Genomic DNA, 14425 nt, shown 5'->3' on the forward strand with positions numbered 1-14425 from the left:
AGTGTCTAAAACAATAAAAAGTTTACAGTTAAATGTCAGAAAAAATAACAAATTCACACTTCTTAACATACCATTTACATCCAATTAACATCCGTCTGCTAAACTGACTGGCATAGGTCATCATAACATCCCAAACAAATCGTGAGGTGTGTGTCAGTGAGTGCAGAGAAAAGCATGAATGTGAGTCGTGAATTCTCAGTTCAGCAAATACATTCTTTTACATTATCTGAAAAGACGGCTCGTTATTTAGCAGTAAAGCGCGTAATGGATATTTGGTTTGCGCTCATTGGATTGGCGATTGCGCTGCCAATGATTGCGGTATTTTCAATACTGATTTGTTTGGAGACGCCGGGGCCTGCCATTTATACGCAGGAACGCGTAGGGAAAGGCGGGAAACGATTTAAGCTTTATAAGCTTCGTTCCATGAAAATAGATGCCGAGAAGTCTGGGGCTGTTTGGGCGCAGAAGCAAGATCCGCGGGTGACAAGGATCGGAGCTTTTATCAGAAGAACGAGAATTGACGAGCTGCCTCAGCTATTTAATGTGCTGAAAGGCGATATGAGTATGATAGGCCCTCGTCCGGAACGTCCAGTGTTTACAGAAAAGTTTCAGAATGAGATTCCAGACTTTACACAGCGTTTGGCTGTTAAACCGGGATTGAGCGGCTGGGCTCAGGTGAACGGCGGTTATGATATGACGCCGAAGGAAAAACTGATATTTGATTTATATTACATTCGCAACCTGACTTTCACTTTAGAATTAAAAATTATGTTAAAAACTTGTAAAGTAGTGTGGACAGGTGATGGTGCAAGATAAAACTGAACACCTGCATTTACCATCAACCTGAGCTTAAAACGAAGTAGGGAATATGATGCCAAGTATTACAAAACAGATCATAAGCGGCGCAAAGTGGACAAGTATTTCGACGATGTGCATTACAGTCATACAAATTGTTCAGTTTGCCCTGCTAGGAAATATGATGACCTTAACGGAATTTGGACTCGTAGGCATGATCACAACGGTTACAGTGTTCGCCCAGATTGTGCTTGATATGGGATTTGGCGCGGCGTTAATTCAAAGGGATGACGCAACAGAGCGCCAGCTGTCAACCTTGTATTGGCTTAACATTATGACCGGCGTTTTGCTGTTTGTTCTTTTATATGTGAGCAGTCCCGCCATTGCGGGATTTTATCAAAGAGAAGAGCTGGTGTTTCTGATTCGGATTTTAGCGATTATGTTTTTGATTGCGCCAATCGGACAGCAGTACCAGTATATGCTGCAAAAGCAGCTGCATTTTAATACGTTAAGCAAAATTGAGATTTTTTCAAACACATTGTCCTTCGGATATTTAGCGATTGCGGTTTTTATGATGGACGCGATTTTAGCGTACGTCATTTCTCAAGTGCTGCTGCAGTCCAGTAAAGGGATTTTGTATTGGGCCGTATACCGAAAAAAATGGCACCCCGCTTTTGTTTTTGACTTAAGGGGAATGAAGGCCTTCTTTTCCTTTGGAGCTTTTCAGCTTTCATCCCGTCTTGTGAACAGGCTGGGAGCGAATATCGATATGATTTTGATCGGACGGTTTATCGGTGCTGAAGCGTTGGGGATTTATAACCTTGCTTACCAGATTGTCACCATTCCGGTATTGAAAATCAATCCGATTGTGACACGGGTGGCATTCCCTGTTTTCGCAAAAAACAAATATGAAAACAGCGTGATCAGAGAAGGCTTTCTGAATATGACAAAGATGCTGGCGATTGTTTCGTTTCCGCTGTTAATCGGGCTCGTGTCTGTGTCAGACGCCTTTATCGCAGCGGTTTTCGGAGAAAAATGGCTCGCTGCTGTACCGGTTCTCAATGTTCTGGCCATTGTCGGGATACTAAGAGTGCTCATGAATCCAAATGGATCTGTGCTGCTTGCTAAAGGAAGAGCGGACTTAGCATTTTATTGGGATTCCGGTGTGCTGCTGCTGTACGGATTGTCACTGTTTGCAGCCGTTCAGACGGGAAGTCTGCTGACTGTCGCATGGGTATATGCCATCATCAGTGTTTTCAATTTCCTGATCGGCCGCTGGCTGCTGGCATATGTCATCAAGCTTAATCTTTCGGCCTACTTCCAGTCGATTATAAAGCCGTTTCTGATCACAGTCGTGATGGCTATCATCGCGTTTGGTGTAAGCCTAGGTACGGAACACTTCAGTCTGCAGGCAGAAATGCGGCTGGCCATTTCAGTGGCGGCCGGGGCGCTGTGCTATCTTTTTCTTTTGGTAAAAGCGTACCCTCAAATGAAAAGTAAACTACTAAGAAAAGGACGTTTGTCATGAAGATTTTGTGGATCACAAGCGTATATCCGAGCAGTCTGAAACCCGGTGAGGGTGTGTTTCATGAGACACAGGTCCAAGAGCTGCAAAAACTTGGGCTTGATATCACCGTGATATGCCCGCGGCCTTTTCATTCCGCGCCTGTCCGCATGTTGAAAAAGACATATCGAAAAAAGGATGCCAGACCGGAGTATGAGATTAGGAAGGGGATACCGGTTTATCGGCCTTTCTATCGAGCGGTTCCCGGCCAGCTGAAGTGGGCGCAGCCTCATCGGAGAATCGCAACAGCCGTTTTAAAAATGATGAAACAGCGCGACTTACATCCGGATCTGATTCATGCGCACTTTGCCATGCCATCGGGCGGGGCTGCGGCAGTCGTGTCGGAGTCAGAGCGAATTCCTTATGTCCTGACCTTGCACGGCAGTGATGTGAATGTCTATCCGCATTACAGCAAAGGGGCGTTTAAAGCCTTCAATCATGCGGTAGGTTCCGCGTCAGCTGTTTTAGCAGTCAGCCACAAGCTTCAGGAAGAAACCAAAAAGCTTTCCGGCTTTGACAGCTCGGTTCTGCCGATCGGCATACAGCTCAGCCGCTTTCAGGAGAATGAGCAGACAAAAGAAGAAACCAGAAAAAAACTCGGGCTCCCGCTCGATCAGCGTCTGGCCATCTATGTGGGCCGGCTCGTCAGGGAGAAAGGCATTTTTGAACTGTCTGACGCCATCGAGTCATTGAAGCAACCTCCTAAGGCAGTCTTTGTCGGGGACGGTCCTGCAAAGTCCATGTTGATGCAAAAGGGCCATATCGTCACAGGCCAAGTGCCGAATCATAAGGTGAGAGACTATTTGCTTGCCGCAGACATGTTCGTGCTTCCTTCTTACAGTGAAGGGATGCCGACTGTCGTGATTGAGGCGCTCGCGCTAAGGGTTCCTGTCATCTGTACGGATGTTGGCGGAGTTGCATCGTTATTCGGTAAGCATCGGCATTTGCTGATTAAACCGAGGTCTGCTCAAGCCTTGGCGGAAGCGATCGCTCTGTATGAACATGAGCAAATGTGGAAACCGGAAATAGCAGATGATTTGTATGAAATCGTGCAGGCACAATTTGACGCCGGAAAAAATGCCAAGGCCTTGCATCATCAGTATCAGACGGTCGCGAAAACGTCCGTTTAATCGTAAGAAACTGCGACCAATATAAAGAGGACAATCATTTTACAGGAGAGGGATGATCGCTGTGAAAAGAATAGCTGTCATTGGAACAGGTTATGTAGGACTCGTATCAGGCACTTGCTTTGCGGAGATCGGCAATAAAGTTGCTTGCTGTGATATAGATGAATCAAAAATCAGAAGTCTGAAAAATGGGGTAATCCCGATCTATGAGCCAGGGCTTGCGGACTTAGTTGAAAAAAATGTGCTGGATCAGCGTCTGTCCTTTACTAACGATATCCCGTCCGCCATTCGGGCATCTGACATTATTTATATTGCAGTCGGAACCCCAATGTCCAAAACAGGTGAAGCTGATCTAACATACGTCAAAGCGGCGGCGAAAACGATCGGTGAGCACCTGAACGGCTATAAAGTTATCGTAAATAAAAGCACAGTCCCGGTTGGCACAGGAAAACTGGTTCAATCTATCGTTCAAAAAGCTTCAAAAGGAAGATACTCCTTTGATGTTGTATCTAACCCTGAATTCCTTCGGGAGGGCTCAGCGATTCATGACACGATGAATATGGAGCGTGCCGTGATTGGCTCAACAAGCCATAAAGCCTCTGCCATTATTGAGGATCTGCACAAGCCTTTCCACACTCCTGTCATTAAAACAAACTTAGAAAGTGCAGAAATGATTAAATACGCCGCAAATGCGTTTCTGGCGACAAAGATTTCCTTTATCAACGATATCGCAAACATTTGTGAGCGAGTCGGCGCAGATGTTTCGAAAGTTGCTGATGGCGTAGGGCTTGACAGCCGTATCGGCAAGAAGTTCCTAAAAGCAGGTATTGGATTTGGCGGCTCGTGTTTTCCAAAGGATACAACCGCACTGCTTCAAATCGCAAAATCAGCTGGCTATCCATTCAAGCTCATTGAAGCTGTCATTGAAACGAACGAAAAGCAGCGCGTTCATATTGTAGATAAACTCTTAACTGTTATGGGAAGCATCAAAGGAAGAACCATTTCCGTCCTCGGATTGGCCTTCAAGCCGAATACAAATGATGTGAGATCTGCTCCTGCTCTAGATATTATCCCGATGCTGCAGCAGCTGGGCGCACATGTAAAAGCATACGACCCGATTGCGATTCCTGAAGCTTCAGCAATCCTTGGCGAACAGGTCGAGTATTACACAGATGTGTATGATGCGATTGAGGACACAGATGCATGCCTGGTTTTAACGGATTGGCCGGAAGTAAAAGAAATGGAGCTCGTAAAAGTGAAAACTATCTTAAAACAGCCAATCATCATCGATGGGAGAAATTTATTCTCACTTGAGGAGATGCAGGCAGCCGGATACATTTACCACTCCATCGGCCGTCCCGCTGTTCGGGGAACGGAACCTTCTGACAGGTATTTTCCGGGCTTGTCGCTCGAGGAATTGGCTAAAGACTTTGGGAGTGTCAATTTATAAAAAGAAAAAGTGTTACTTGGGTTGAAACTGTCGGCTGCTTAGGCTCGGCCGCCGGCTCCTGAAACATCAGGAAAGGGGTTAAACATGTGAGTATCAAACGTTCAGCGGTCCATACGCTTACATTATTGGCCGCTGCTATATTTGGGATCATCCTATTGCTGGGAGCCAATCGCACACATACAGGTTTCATGCAGATGGCTGCCGTGCTCGCGGTACTGGTGATCGGGCTGTTTGCGCTAGCGCTTGCAACCGCATTTACAACAAAAGAACGGCTCTTTATGGCTGTCATCTATATTTTGATCGCCTGCACTTTTTTAAATAATGCATTTTTCGCGATTCATCTTGGTTTTTTCAGTTTGTTCCTTTACAGGCTTCTGCTCCTTGCAGCGGGATGCCTCCATGTGATCGGTATGATTCGGAACCGGACACATATTGAAAAATGGAACGGACTGCAAGTGAAAGGGATCTTGCTCTTTTTCGCCTTTTGGTTTATATACGGCCTTGTTTCCCTGCTGTGGGCCAAGTCGGTGACAGCCGGCATCAAATATTTGGCTTTATTGGCTATGGGTATCTTCTTCATTTACCTCATTGTCATGTACGTGCAAAAAATGGAGCAGCTGATGATGGTTTATTGGATATGGCTTGTCATGACAGTGTTTCTGATGATCATCGGTTTTTACAATCACATGACCCATCACCATCTCCCGAGTTCAACACTGTACAGCGGACCGGAATATAAGCAGCATTATCCGACATCTGTCTTTTTTAATCAAAATGACTTTGCGACCTTTTTATCGATCAGTTTCTTTTTTTACATCACGATGATGAAAAACATAAAGAATGGATACCTCAAGGCGATTGGCCTTGTGCTCTCGCTCTGTGCGCTGTATTTAATTTTTGCTACCGGTTCAAGGGCAAGCCTTCTCGGCATTTTTGCAGGCATTGCTGTCTACATTTTCATTGTTTTGCCGCCTGTTCTCAAGAAAATGGCCATATGGGTGTCAGCGGCAGGGGCTGCCATTTTTGCAGTTCTATTCGCCAGCCGGATTTATTCAAAGTTTTGGGAGCTGTTTATGGCTCCGCAGACGCTGCATTCATTTCATGACAGGCTTCCATCCAATGTGGGCCGGGCCAATCTGCTGAAAAACGCGTGGCATTTTTTCCTTGATTCATACGGATTCGGAGTCGGAGCAGGGAATGTATCCTATTATCTTGAGCACTATGCTTTATATGATACTGACGATGTGACAGAGGTGCACAACTGGCTCGTTGAAATCCTTGCTAACTTTGGCTTGTTCATTATGCTGGGATATCTCGCCGTTTATGCCTACCTTATATGGGTGCTTTATAAATTTTATGAAAGAAAATTAGAAAAGCAGTCAAAACTGATCATAGAAGGGCTTATTACTGCTCTGGTCAGTTTCTTGGCATCAAGTATCAGCCCAAGCTCTGTTTCAAATTTATTTTTCCATTGGGTGTTTCTGGCCCTCGTCATCGCCGCTGTGAATGTGTTAAGACGATCCAGACAGATGCCTGAACCGGTGTACAGATAAACAGACTACAAAAAGCAGGGAGACTTATATGAACGATATATTGATAAAAATAGCCCGTCGGATGAAAAAAAATATCATTTGGATCATAGCGGTGCCAATTATATTAGGTGCGGCGGGGTATATCCTGCCGTCCCAGATCGCTGACCAAAAGCGCTATACAGCTGAAGACACTTTAGCTGTGGGGAGTTATGATCATCCGGTTTATAACAACATAGAGGAGATTCCCCTTTTGCTCAAGAGCGACTCTTTTTTGAAGGAGGCCCTTCCTGATGAAAAGGCTGAAGATTTGGCTGAGATTAAGGAGAAGCTTACCATCAAAGCCGAATCCAAATCTTTACTGACCTTGGGCTATAGCGACGAGGATAAGGGTAAAACGGAATCCGTCTTAAACGCCATTTCCTCCACCTTTCTCAAAAACGATCAAAAACTGTACGCAGAAAGAGAAGCCGTCATCCGCCGCAGTATAGACGCGCTCGAAGGCGAGACGGTGAGTGAGGATTCCAAAGTGGATAAAGAGAGATTTTTGTATGAGCTGCAAAATACGCAGCTTAATCTGAAAGCGGCCAGTGTCACTGATTCTGAAACCGTAAGTGAGGCGGCTGGCGGCGGAATGTCCCCGAAAAAGAAAGCGGTTCTTGGCGTTATGATCGGTCTCACAATTGCCTTTATGTTCGTTGTCATTCCTGAATTTTTTAGAGAGTCCTTTTAAAATCATACCGATGGAGATGTGATCATGACTTATTGGAAACCTCTTGTATCTGTCATTACACCTTCTTATAATGCGCGTGACTATATTGAAGACGCGATTCATTCAGTGTTAGATCAGAGCCACTCCCATTGGGAAATGATTATCGTGGATGATTGCTCAACGGATGGGACACGCGGCATTTTGAAGCAGTATGAAGAAAGAGATGAAAGAATTCATGTGGTGTATCTGGAAGAGAACAGCGGAGCTGCGGTTGCCCGCAACAAAGCATTGGAGCGTGCTCAAGGACGATTTGTAGCATTTTTGGACAGTGATGACACATGGAAAAAAGACAAACTCGAAAAGCAGCTTAATTTTATGATGGAGCGCTCCTGTGCGTTTTCTTTCACAGGCTACAGCTTAATGGCGCAGGACGGAACCCCGCTCGATAAATATATTGATGCCCCGGAAAGGCTGACGTACGATGACGCCTTGAAAAATACGATTATCGGCTGCTTGACGGTCATGATTGACAGGGAACAAACGGGACAAATCCAAATGCCGAATATCAGAACGCGGCAGGACTTGGCCACATGGCTGTCTCTTTTAAAAAAAGGGTTTACCGCTTATGGGATGAATGAATGCCTGGCTGAATATCGGCTTGTAAATAACTCGATATCCAGCAACAAATGGAAGGCTGCGAAAAAAACGTGGTTTGTCTATAGAGAGATCGAACGGCTTCATCTCATCAAAGCAACATGGTGTTTTGTTCAATATGCAAAAAACGCGGTGAAAAAAAGATTATAGCCGCAAACAGAGAGAAAAGGTGATGAAGGTGGAAACAAAAGAAGCAATCATTCATGTCATCGTTGCCACTGCTGAATGGGGAAAAGACCAATTGAGATACAGGCGGCACCGGCTGGCGGAATTTTTAGCTGCTCAGGAGGAAACGAAGGAAGTCATTTGGGTTTGTCCGGCTCCGCGAACCCAAGGGAATGAATTTCAGCAAGTTCATTCAGGCATCAGGCAATTCGCTGTTAAAGACTTGCTCCAGAAAAAAATGTTTCGTTTCGGACGATATACAGATGTTTTTTACAGACATAAGCTATCACCATTACTTGATAAGCTGACTTCTGCTTCTGCAAACGGTGAACGCTGCTGTTTATGGTACACGTTTCCCGGTTTCCCGCTGCTGTCTTCGCTGTATTCTTGGGATCAAGTGATTTATGATTGCAGTGACTTATGGGCGGCGCCGATCAGCGGACGTTCAAATCTGCTGTCTGAACTCCGGCGAAAAGTCATTAAATCGGCAGAGCTGAGAATTATACATCGTGCAGATTCCATAACCTGTTCATCGGATTATCTCCACCAAGAAGTAGACAAAAAACTGACTGCGGGACGAGAAAAGGTGCATACTGTTGAAAACGGTGTGGAATATGAGCTGTTTTCTGAGAATAAAGCGGCTCCCGATCGGAGCATATTGCAGGGAAGAGAAGGAATCGTATTAGGTTTTATCGGCGGAATTAAACCTAAACTGGATTTTAAAATGATTGAAGAAGCAGCGCTCCAAAAGCCTGATTGGACATTTTTATGGGTTGGTCCTGATGCCACTAATGGCGATGACTCGTTTCAAGAGCTGCTGAGGCTTCCCAATGTGATATGGACCGGTCCGGCGGAGCCAAAAGAAGTTCCGCATTATATGGAGCTTATCGACATCGGCATTATGCCATATAAAAACTCATCGTATAATCAAGCCGTTTTTCCGTTAAAACTATTTGAATTTTTAGCGGCTGGAAAGCCTGTCGTCGGCTCTAATCTTCCATCGACTTCAAAAATGCAGAAGCCTTATGTATACGAATATGTAGAAGGCGATCATCCGCTTGATTTTATCGCCGCGTGCGAAAAAGTGCTTGGCCAACACGGGGATGAAACGTATAAAGAAATGCGCCGAAACATCGCCCGCGCAAAAGATTGGAATTGCTTATTTAAAAAAATCATGAAATATACAGGGATTCAAAAACATGCGTAGTCCTATAAATTGGGATGCGCGTTTTTTGATTATACGTGTTTCTTTTTGATGAAGCTTGTTATAATAACTAGGGAGAAGGTATAATGGAAGGAACGGTTCTCTATATAAATAAAGACTTTATTTAATCCCAAAGGAGACTTCTTTATGCTTGACGAACGCATGATTCGCATTGTTGTTGCGTTTATTGTCTCGCTGCTGACAGTTTTAATCATAACCCCAATCGTAAAAAGGATTGCGATTAAAATAGGTGCAGTTGACCAGCCCAGCAACCGAAAAGTACATGACAAAATCATGCCCCGGATGGGCGGGCTGGCCATATTTATCGGAGTGGTTGCAGGCGTGCTTGCATCCGGTATTTACACAGAAACAAAAATGACGGCTATTACAGTCGGAGCATTCATCATTATTGTGTTAGGTATTCTTGACGATAAATATCAATTAAGTGCAAAAATTAAGTTTTTGATTCAATTAGGTGTAGCCATTATGATTGTAAGCACCGGTTTAAAAATGGACTTTTTCTCAGTGCCTTTTTTAGCAGAACGATTTGAGTTAGGCTGGCTGGCTTATCCGCTGACAGTATTATGGATTGTCGGTATCACAAACGCGATTAACCTGATTGACGGATTGGATGGCCTTGCTGCCGGTCTCTCTGTTATCGGCCTGTCAACGATCGCCGTTATGGCGCTATCCGGCGGAAAAGTACTCATTCTGTCACTCTCACTGGTGGTTATCGCCAGTACGCTTGGATTTTTGTTCCATAACTTTCATCCGGCCAAAATCTTTATGGGTGATACAGGATCACTTTTTTTAGGGTATTGTATTTCGATTCTTTCATTATTAGGCCTGTATAAAAGCGTAACATTGTTCAGTATCGTTATCCCGGTTATTATATTAGGCGTGCCGATTTTTGACACAACATTTGCTATCGTCAGAAGAATTTTAAACAAACAGCCGATTTCGGCACCCGATAAGTCCCATATCCACCACAGACTGATGGCCTTTGGCCTATCACACCGGATGTCGGTCATTGTGATTTATCTCATTGGATTCATTTTCAGCATCAGTGCAATCGTGCTTAAAAGTGCCACAATTTGGCTCTCTTTGTTTATTATCTTCGTTTTAATTATTTTTATGCAAATCATAGCAGAAGTGACAGGACTCGTGAATGAAAAATTTAAGCCGTTTACGAAATTTTATAAACGGCTGGTGAAGAGAAATTAAAAACTCCGGCTGAAGACGCCGGAGTTTTTTTTCTGCGCAAAAATGCCCGATCTTTATAGGACCGGGCATTTTTTTAATAGGATGAATCAGTTGTTGAATTCGTTGTACTGTTTGAGCTTGTGCTGCTGTCATTCGAATACGTTGTACCGTCAGTTGTTGTGCTTTCATCTGTGCCGGTGCTGCTTGTATCTGAAGAATAATCTAAATGCTCTTGGAGCGTTTTTCGGACAGTCTCCAGATTTGTGGCATCTGGTTCAAAATAATACGTGTTGTTCGCCCCTAAATATAAATCGGATCCTGTAATGCTCAACGTGTCGATTTTCTTGCTGGTAAAGCCGCTGTAAATCTGCTGCAGCGCTAAACCTTCAGTAATGCGAATATTGGTTTCAACGTTTTCGCTTGCTTTTTCTGCGATTTTATCAATCTTAGCAATGTTGCTTGCGCTTGACATTTGGTCAATCAGCGCATTTAAGATTTGTTTCTGTCTGTCATTACGGCCAAAGTCTCCGCGTTTATCCTGTTTTCTCATACGGGCATACGCCAAGGCTTCTTCGCCGTTTAAATGCATCTCGCCTTTTTTGAAGTAAATCCGTTTGCTTTCGTTTACATCACTTTTTTCATCAAAATCGAAAGGCACATCTACATCAATGCCGCCGACTTCATTAATGACATCTTTAAAACCGTCAAAATCAACTGTGACATATTTATCGATCGGGATTTGCAAGAAGTTTTCAACAGTTTCAACTGTCTCATCTTTTCCGCCTTTGCTGTAAGCAGCATTAATCTTTGTTTTGCTTCCGGTTGTGTCACTGGCTAACTGCACTCGTGTATCACGCGGAATGCTCAGCATTTTCATGGTTTTATTTTTGGGATCAAGGGTAACGACAATAAGAGAGTCTGATCTCCCTTTTTGTCCTTTGGTCGCGTAATCCTCTATTCCCATAAATAAAATAGAAAACGGTTTTTTCTTCATATCTACAACTTCGCTGCGAAGATTTGATTTATTTCCGCGGGAAAGAGCATCATATGAATCATCCGCAGCGCTAATGGTTTTATAAAGTTTATATCCTCCAAGCCCTACGACCACCAATAATGCAAGGGCGAACAATAACATCATTCTTTTTAAAATTTTCCTGCGTTTGCTCTTTTTCTTTTTTCGCACACGCACTCTAACGCGTTCAGCCATTATTAAGTCTCCTTTATGTGATTGACGGCTTTTTCAAGATACGTCAACTCTCCCTCTTTAATATCACTCTTTCCATTTGTCAGTTCTGTCATCCACTCAGAAAATGCGTTTGTTTCTTTTTCTTCGACGTATGTTTCGAATACAACATTTTCGGCATAATGGATTTCCTTTAACAGAAATTGTGATTCTCTTAGTTCATTTTCAATCTTGCCAAGCCACGTGTAATCCGCGGAAGTGTGCATGACGCGCATAAGCTTTCGTTCTACAACACCTATATGATTTAATCCTTCAGACACTGATTTTCCATAAGCGCGAATTAATCCGCCGGCCCCAAGTTTAATGCCTCCGAAATATCGTGTAACGACGGCGCAAGTATCCTTAAGGCCGCGTTTTTTTAATACCTCAAGCATCGGCACTCCCGCTGTACCGCTTGGTTCTCCATCATCATTGGCTTTTTGGATATGATCGTTCTCGCCAATGACGTAAGCCGAGCAATTATGAGTCGCATTCCAGTGCTGTTTCTTTATTTTCTGTATAAATTCCTGTGCCTCTTGTTCAGTAGAAACACGGCTTAAATGACAGATAAAACGCGATTTTTCTATAACAATCTCGTGTTCTCCTGTTTCTTTCACAGTAAAATAGCTGTGCAGCATGCTTGCTGACCCTCCTGCTAAGCATAAAAGACTGCCTATACAAATTCGTACAGTCTTTAGAATTTTTGTGCGTATTTTGGTATCATAAAGAATAGAAGGTATATAAAATTGTTTTTTTCTAGAATATACGCATTCTTTCATTATAATTCGACATAAATTGCAGATCAATTACATTTATAATAAAAATATATAACAACGCCGTGACGGAGGGAAATTATGAATAAAACAAAGATGGATTCCAAAGTTCTGGATTCTATTTTGATGAAGATGCTGAAAACCGTTGACGGGAGCAAGGATGAGGTTTTTTAAATCGGGGAACAGTCACGCCAGCAGTATGAACAGCTGGTTGAAGAACTGAAACAAATTAAACAGCAGGTTTATGAAGTCATCGAGCTTGGCGATAAACTTGAAGTGCAAACCCGTCATGCGAGAAACCGTTTATCCGAGGTCAGCCGCAATTTTCATAGATTCAGTGAAGAAGAAATTCGCAATGCTTACGAAAAAGCCCATAAGCTGCAGGTAGAATTGACGATGATCCAGCAGCGTGAGAAGCAGCTGCGCGAACGCCGGGATGATTTAGAGCGCAGATTGTTAGGCCTTCAGGAAATCATTGAACGGTCTGAATCATTAGTAAGCCAAATTACAGTTGTGCTCAACTACTTGAATCAAGATTTGCGCGAAGTCGGAATGCTTCTTGCTGATGCTCAGGCAAAACAGGATTTTGGCTTAAGAATTATTGAGGCGCAGGAAGAAGAAAGAAAAAGGGTCTCCAGAGAAATTCATGACGGACCTGCTCAAATGCTGGCAAATGTGATGATGAGATCGGAATTAATCGAGCGGATTTTCCGTGACCGCGGCACTGAGGACGGTTTCCAAGAAATTAAAAATCTCCGTCAAAATGTGCGGAATGCCCTTTACGAAGTGAGAAGGATTATATATGATTTAAGACCGATGGCCCTTGATGACCTAGGCCTGATTCCAACTTTGAGAAAATATCTATATACAACAGAGGAATATAACGGTAATGTCAAAATACATTTTCAGTGTATCGGTGACACAGAGGATAGGCGGCTTGCGCCCCAGTTTGAAGTGGCGCTCTTCAGGCTCGCACAGGAAGCTGTGTCTAATGCGCTAAAGCATTCCGAATCTGAAGAAATTACTGTCAAAGTTGAAATCACAAAGGACTTTGTGATTTTAATGATAAAAGATAACGGCAAAGGGTTTGACCTGAAGGAAGCGAAAGAGAAGAAAAACAAATCATTCGGCTTGCTGGGCATGAAAGAAAGAGTAGATTTATTGGAAGGAACCATAACAATAGATTCGAAAATAGGTCTTGGGACATTTATTATGATCAAGGTTCCGTTATCTCTTTGACTATGATTTGTAAAATAGAGCCAAAAGGCATATTGACCGAAAGCTAGAGTATATAGAACAATAATACAAGGAGGCGTGGCTTGTGACTAAAGTAAACATTGTTATTATCGACGACCATCAGTTATTTCGTGAAGGTGTTAAACGAATATTGGATTTTGAACCTACCTTTGAAGTGGTAGCCGAAGGGGACGACGGAGATGAAGCGGCTCGTATTGTCGAGCACTATCATCCTGATGTTGTGATCATGGATATCAATATGCCAAACGTAAATGGCGTGGAAGCTACAAAACAGCTTGTAGAGCTGTATCCTGAATCTAAAGTAATTATTCTATCAATTCACGATGATGAAAATTATGTAACACATGCCCTGAAAACCGGCGCGAGAGGTTATCTGCTGAAAGAGATGGATGCTGATACATTAATTGAAGCGGTTAAAGTAGTTGCCGAGGGAGGTTCTTACCTTCATCCGAAGGTTACTCACAATCTCGTTAACGAATTCCGTCGTCTTGCAACAAGCGGAGTTTCTGCACACCCTCAGCATGAGGTCTACCCTGAAATCCGCAGACCATTACATATCTTAACTAGACGGGAATGTGAAGTGCTGCAGATGCTTGCAGACGGAAAAAGCAACCGCGGTATCGGTGAATCATTGTTTATCAGTGAGAAAACCGTCAAAAACCATGTGAGCAATATTTTGCAAAAAATGAATGTAAACGACCGGACGCAAGCCGTTGTGGTCGCCATTAAAAATGGCTGGGTAGAAATGAGATAGTATAATACGAGACTTG

13 protein-coding genes are annotated in these 14425 nt (G+C 43.5%); 11 read left to right on the forward strand and 2 right to left on the reverse strand.

Annotation, left to right across the window (positions count from 1 at the left end):
- Positions 1–156: 156 nt before the first annotated feature.
- The 9 genes from V6D44_RS08145 to V6D44_RS08185 all read left to right on the forward strand — a co-directional run bounded on the left by V6D44_RS08145 (position 157) and on the right by V6D44_RS08185 (position 10424).
- Positions 157–816, forward strand: a complete 660-nt coding sequence (locus tag V6D44_RS08145; RefSeq protein ID WP_148962615.1) for an exopolysaccharide biosynthesis polyprenyl glycosylphosphotransferase — start codon at positions 157–159, stop codon at positions 814–816.
- Between the two features lie 55 nt (positions 817–871).
- Positions 872–2323, forward strand: a complete 1452-nt coding sequence (tuaB, locus tag V6D44_RS08150) for a teichuronic acid biosynthesis protein TuaB (RefSeq protein WP_087991568.1) — start codon at positions 872–874, stop codon at positions 2321–2323.
- Complete coding sequence (gene tuaC / locus V6D44_RS08155) at positions 2320–3489, forward strand: teichuronic acid biosynthesis protein TuaC (protein WP_202327952.1); 1170 nt, start codon at positions 2320–2322, stop codon at positions 3487–3489. The genes tuaB and tuaC overlap by 4 nt, the downstream gene beginning before the upstream one ends.
- A 61-nt stretch (positions 3490–3550) precedes the next feature.
- On the forward strand, positions 3551–4936 hold the full coding sequence (tuaD, locus tag V6D44_RS08160) for a UDP-glucose 6-dehydrogenase TuaD (protein ID WP_087991583.1): 1386 nt from the start codon (positions 3551–3553) through the stop codon (positions 4934–4936).
- An 86-nt stretch (positions 4937–5022) separates the two neighbouring features.
- The gene (gene tuaE, locus V6D44_RS08165) at positions 5023–6489 is read left to right on the forward strand and encodes a teichuronic acid biosynthesis protein TuaE (RefSeq protein ID WP_202327953.1); all 1467 of its coding nucleotides are present in this window, start codon (positions 5023–5025) and stop codon (positions 6487–6489) included.
- A gap of 28 nt (positions 6490–6517) precedes the next feature.
- The gene (tuaF, locus tag V6D44_RS08170; RefSeq protein ID WP_087991566.1) at positions 6518–7198 is read left to right on the forward strand and encodes a teichuronic acid biosynthesis protein TuaF; all 681 of its coding nucleotides are present in this window, start codon (positions 6518–6520) and stop codon (positions 7196–7198) included.
- A gap of 24 nt (positions 7199–7222) precedes the next feature.
- Positions 7223–7981: a teichuronic acid biosynthesis protein TuaG gene (tuaG, locus tag V6D44_RS08175; protein WP_333516401.1), complete on the forward strand. Its 759-nt coding sequence runs from the start codon at positions 7223–7225 to the stop codon at positions 7979–7981.
- Between the two features lie 28 nt (positions 7982–8009).
- Positions 8010–9203 (forward strand): teichuronic acid biosynthesis protein TuaH, encoded by a 1194-nt coding sequence (tuaH, locus tag V6D44_RS08180; protein ID WP_087991582.1) that lies wholly within the window; start codon positions 8010–8012, stop codon positions 9201–9203.
- 144 nt (positions 9204–9347) lie between these two features.
- Positions 9348–10424 carry an MraY family glycosyltransferase gene (locus tag V6D44_RS08185; protein ID WP_202327955.1) on the forward strand — a complete coding sequence of 359 codons (1077 nt, stop codon included), beginning with the start codon at positions 9348–9350 and terminating at the stop codon, positions 10422–10424.
- A gap of 73 nt (positions 10425–10497) precedes the next feature.
- On the opposite strand, the gene V6D44_RS08190 is transcribed toward V6D44_RS08185, so the two are convergent.
- Both V6D44_RS08190 and V6D44_RS08195 read right to left on the reverse strand, forming a co-directional pair.
- Positions 10498–11610, reverse strand: coding sequence for an LCP family protein (locus tag V6D44_RS08190; protein WP_087991563.1), 1113 nt, complete (start codon positions 11608–11610; stop codon positions 10498–10500).
- Between the two features lie 2 nt (positions 11611–11612).
- The gene (locus V6D44_RS08195) at positions 11613–12263 is read right to left on the reverse strand and encodes a YigZ family protein (protein WP_087991562.1); all 651 of its coding nucleotides are present in this window, start codon (positions 12261–12263) and stop codon (positions 11613–11615) included.
- Between the two features lie 309 nt (positions 12264–12572).
- Here V6D44_RS08195 and degS point away from each other — a divergent pair, with 309 nt between their 5' ends.
- Positions 12573–13637, forward strand: a complete 1065-nt coding sequence (degS, locus tag V6D44_RS08200; protein ID WP_333516487.1) for a two-component sensor histidine kinase DegS — start codon at positions 12573–12575, stop codon at positions 13635–13637.
- Between the two features lie 82 nt (positions 13638–13719).
- Positions 13720–14409, forward strand: coding sequence for a two-component system response regulator DegU (gene degU / locus V6D44_RS08205; RefSeq protein ID WP_003219701.1), 690 nt, complete (start codon positions 13720–13722; stop codon positions 14407–14409).
- The last annotated feature ends 16 nt before the right edge of the window (positions 14410–14425 follow it).

Origin of the sequence: Bacillus sp. 0209A, from assembly GCF_036765095.1 — a bacterium.
Lineage (GTDB): Bacteria > Bacillota > Bacilli > Bacillales > Bacillaceae > Bacillus > Bacillus subtilis_G.

Excerpts from the sequence above, each read along its gene's own strand:
- tuaB (WP_087991568.1), top strand. The coding sequence starts at position 872 with ATGCCAAGTATTACAAAACAGATCATAAGCGGCGCAAAGTGGACAAGT.
- tuaC (WP_202327952.1), top strand. The coding sequence starts at position 2,320 with ATGAAGATTTTGTGGATCACAAGCGTATATCCGAGCAGTCTGAAACCC.
- tuaF (WP_087991566.1), top strand. The coding sequence starts at position 6,518 with ATGAACGATATATTGATAAAAATAGCCCGTCGGATGAAAAAAAATATC.
- tuaG (WP_333516401.1), top strand. The coding sequence starts at position 7,223 with ATGACTTATTGGAAACCTCTTGTATCTGTCATTACACCTTCTTATAAT.
- V6D44_RS08185 (WP_202327955.1), top strand. The coding sequence starts at position 9,348 with ATGCTTGACGAACGCATGATTCGCATTGTTGTTGCGTTTATTGTCTCG.
- V6D44_RS08190 (WP_087991563.1), bottom strand. The coding sequence starts at position 11,610 with ATGGCTGAACGCGTTAGAGTGCGTGTGCGAAAAAAGAAAAAGAGCAAA.
- V6D44_RS08195 (WP_087991562.1), bottom strand. The coding sequence starts at position 12,263 with ATGCTGCACAGCTATTTTACTGTGAAAGAAACAGGAGAACACGAGATT.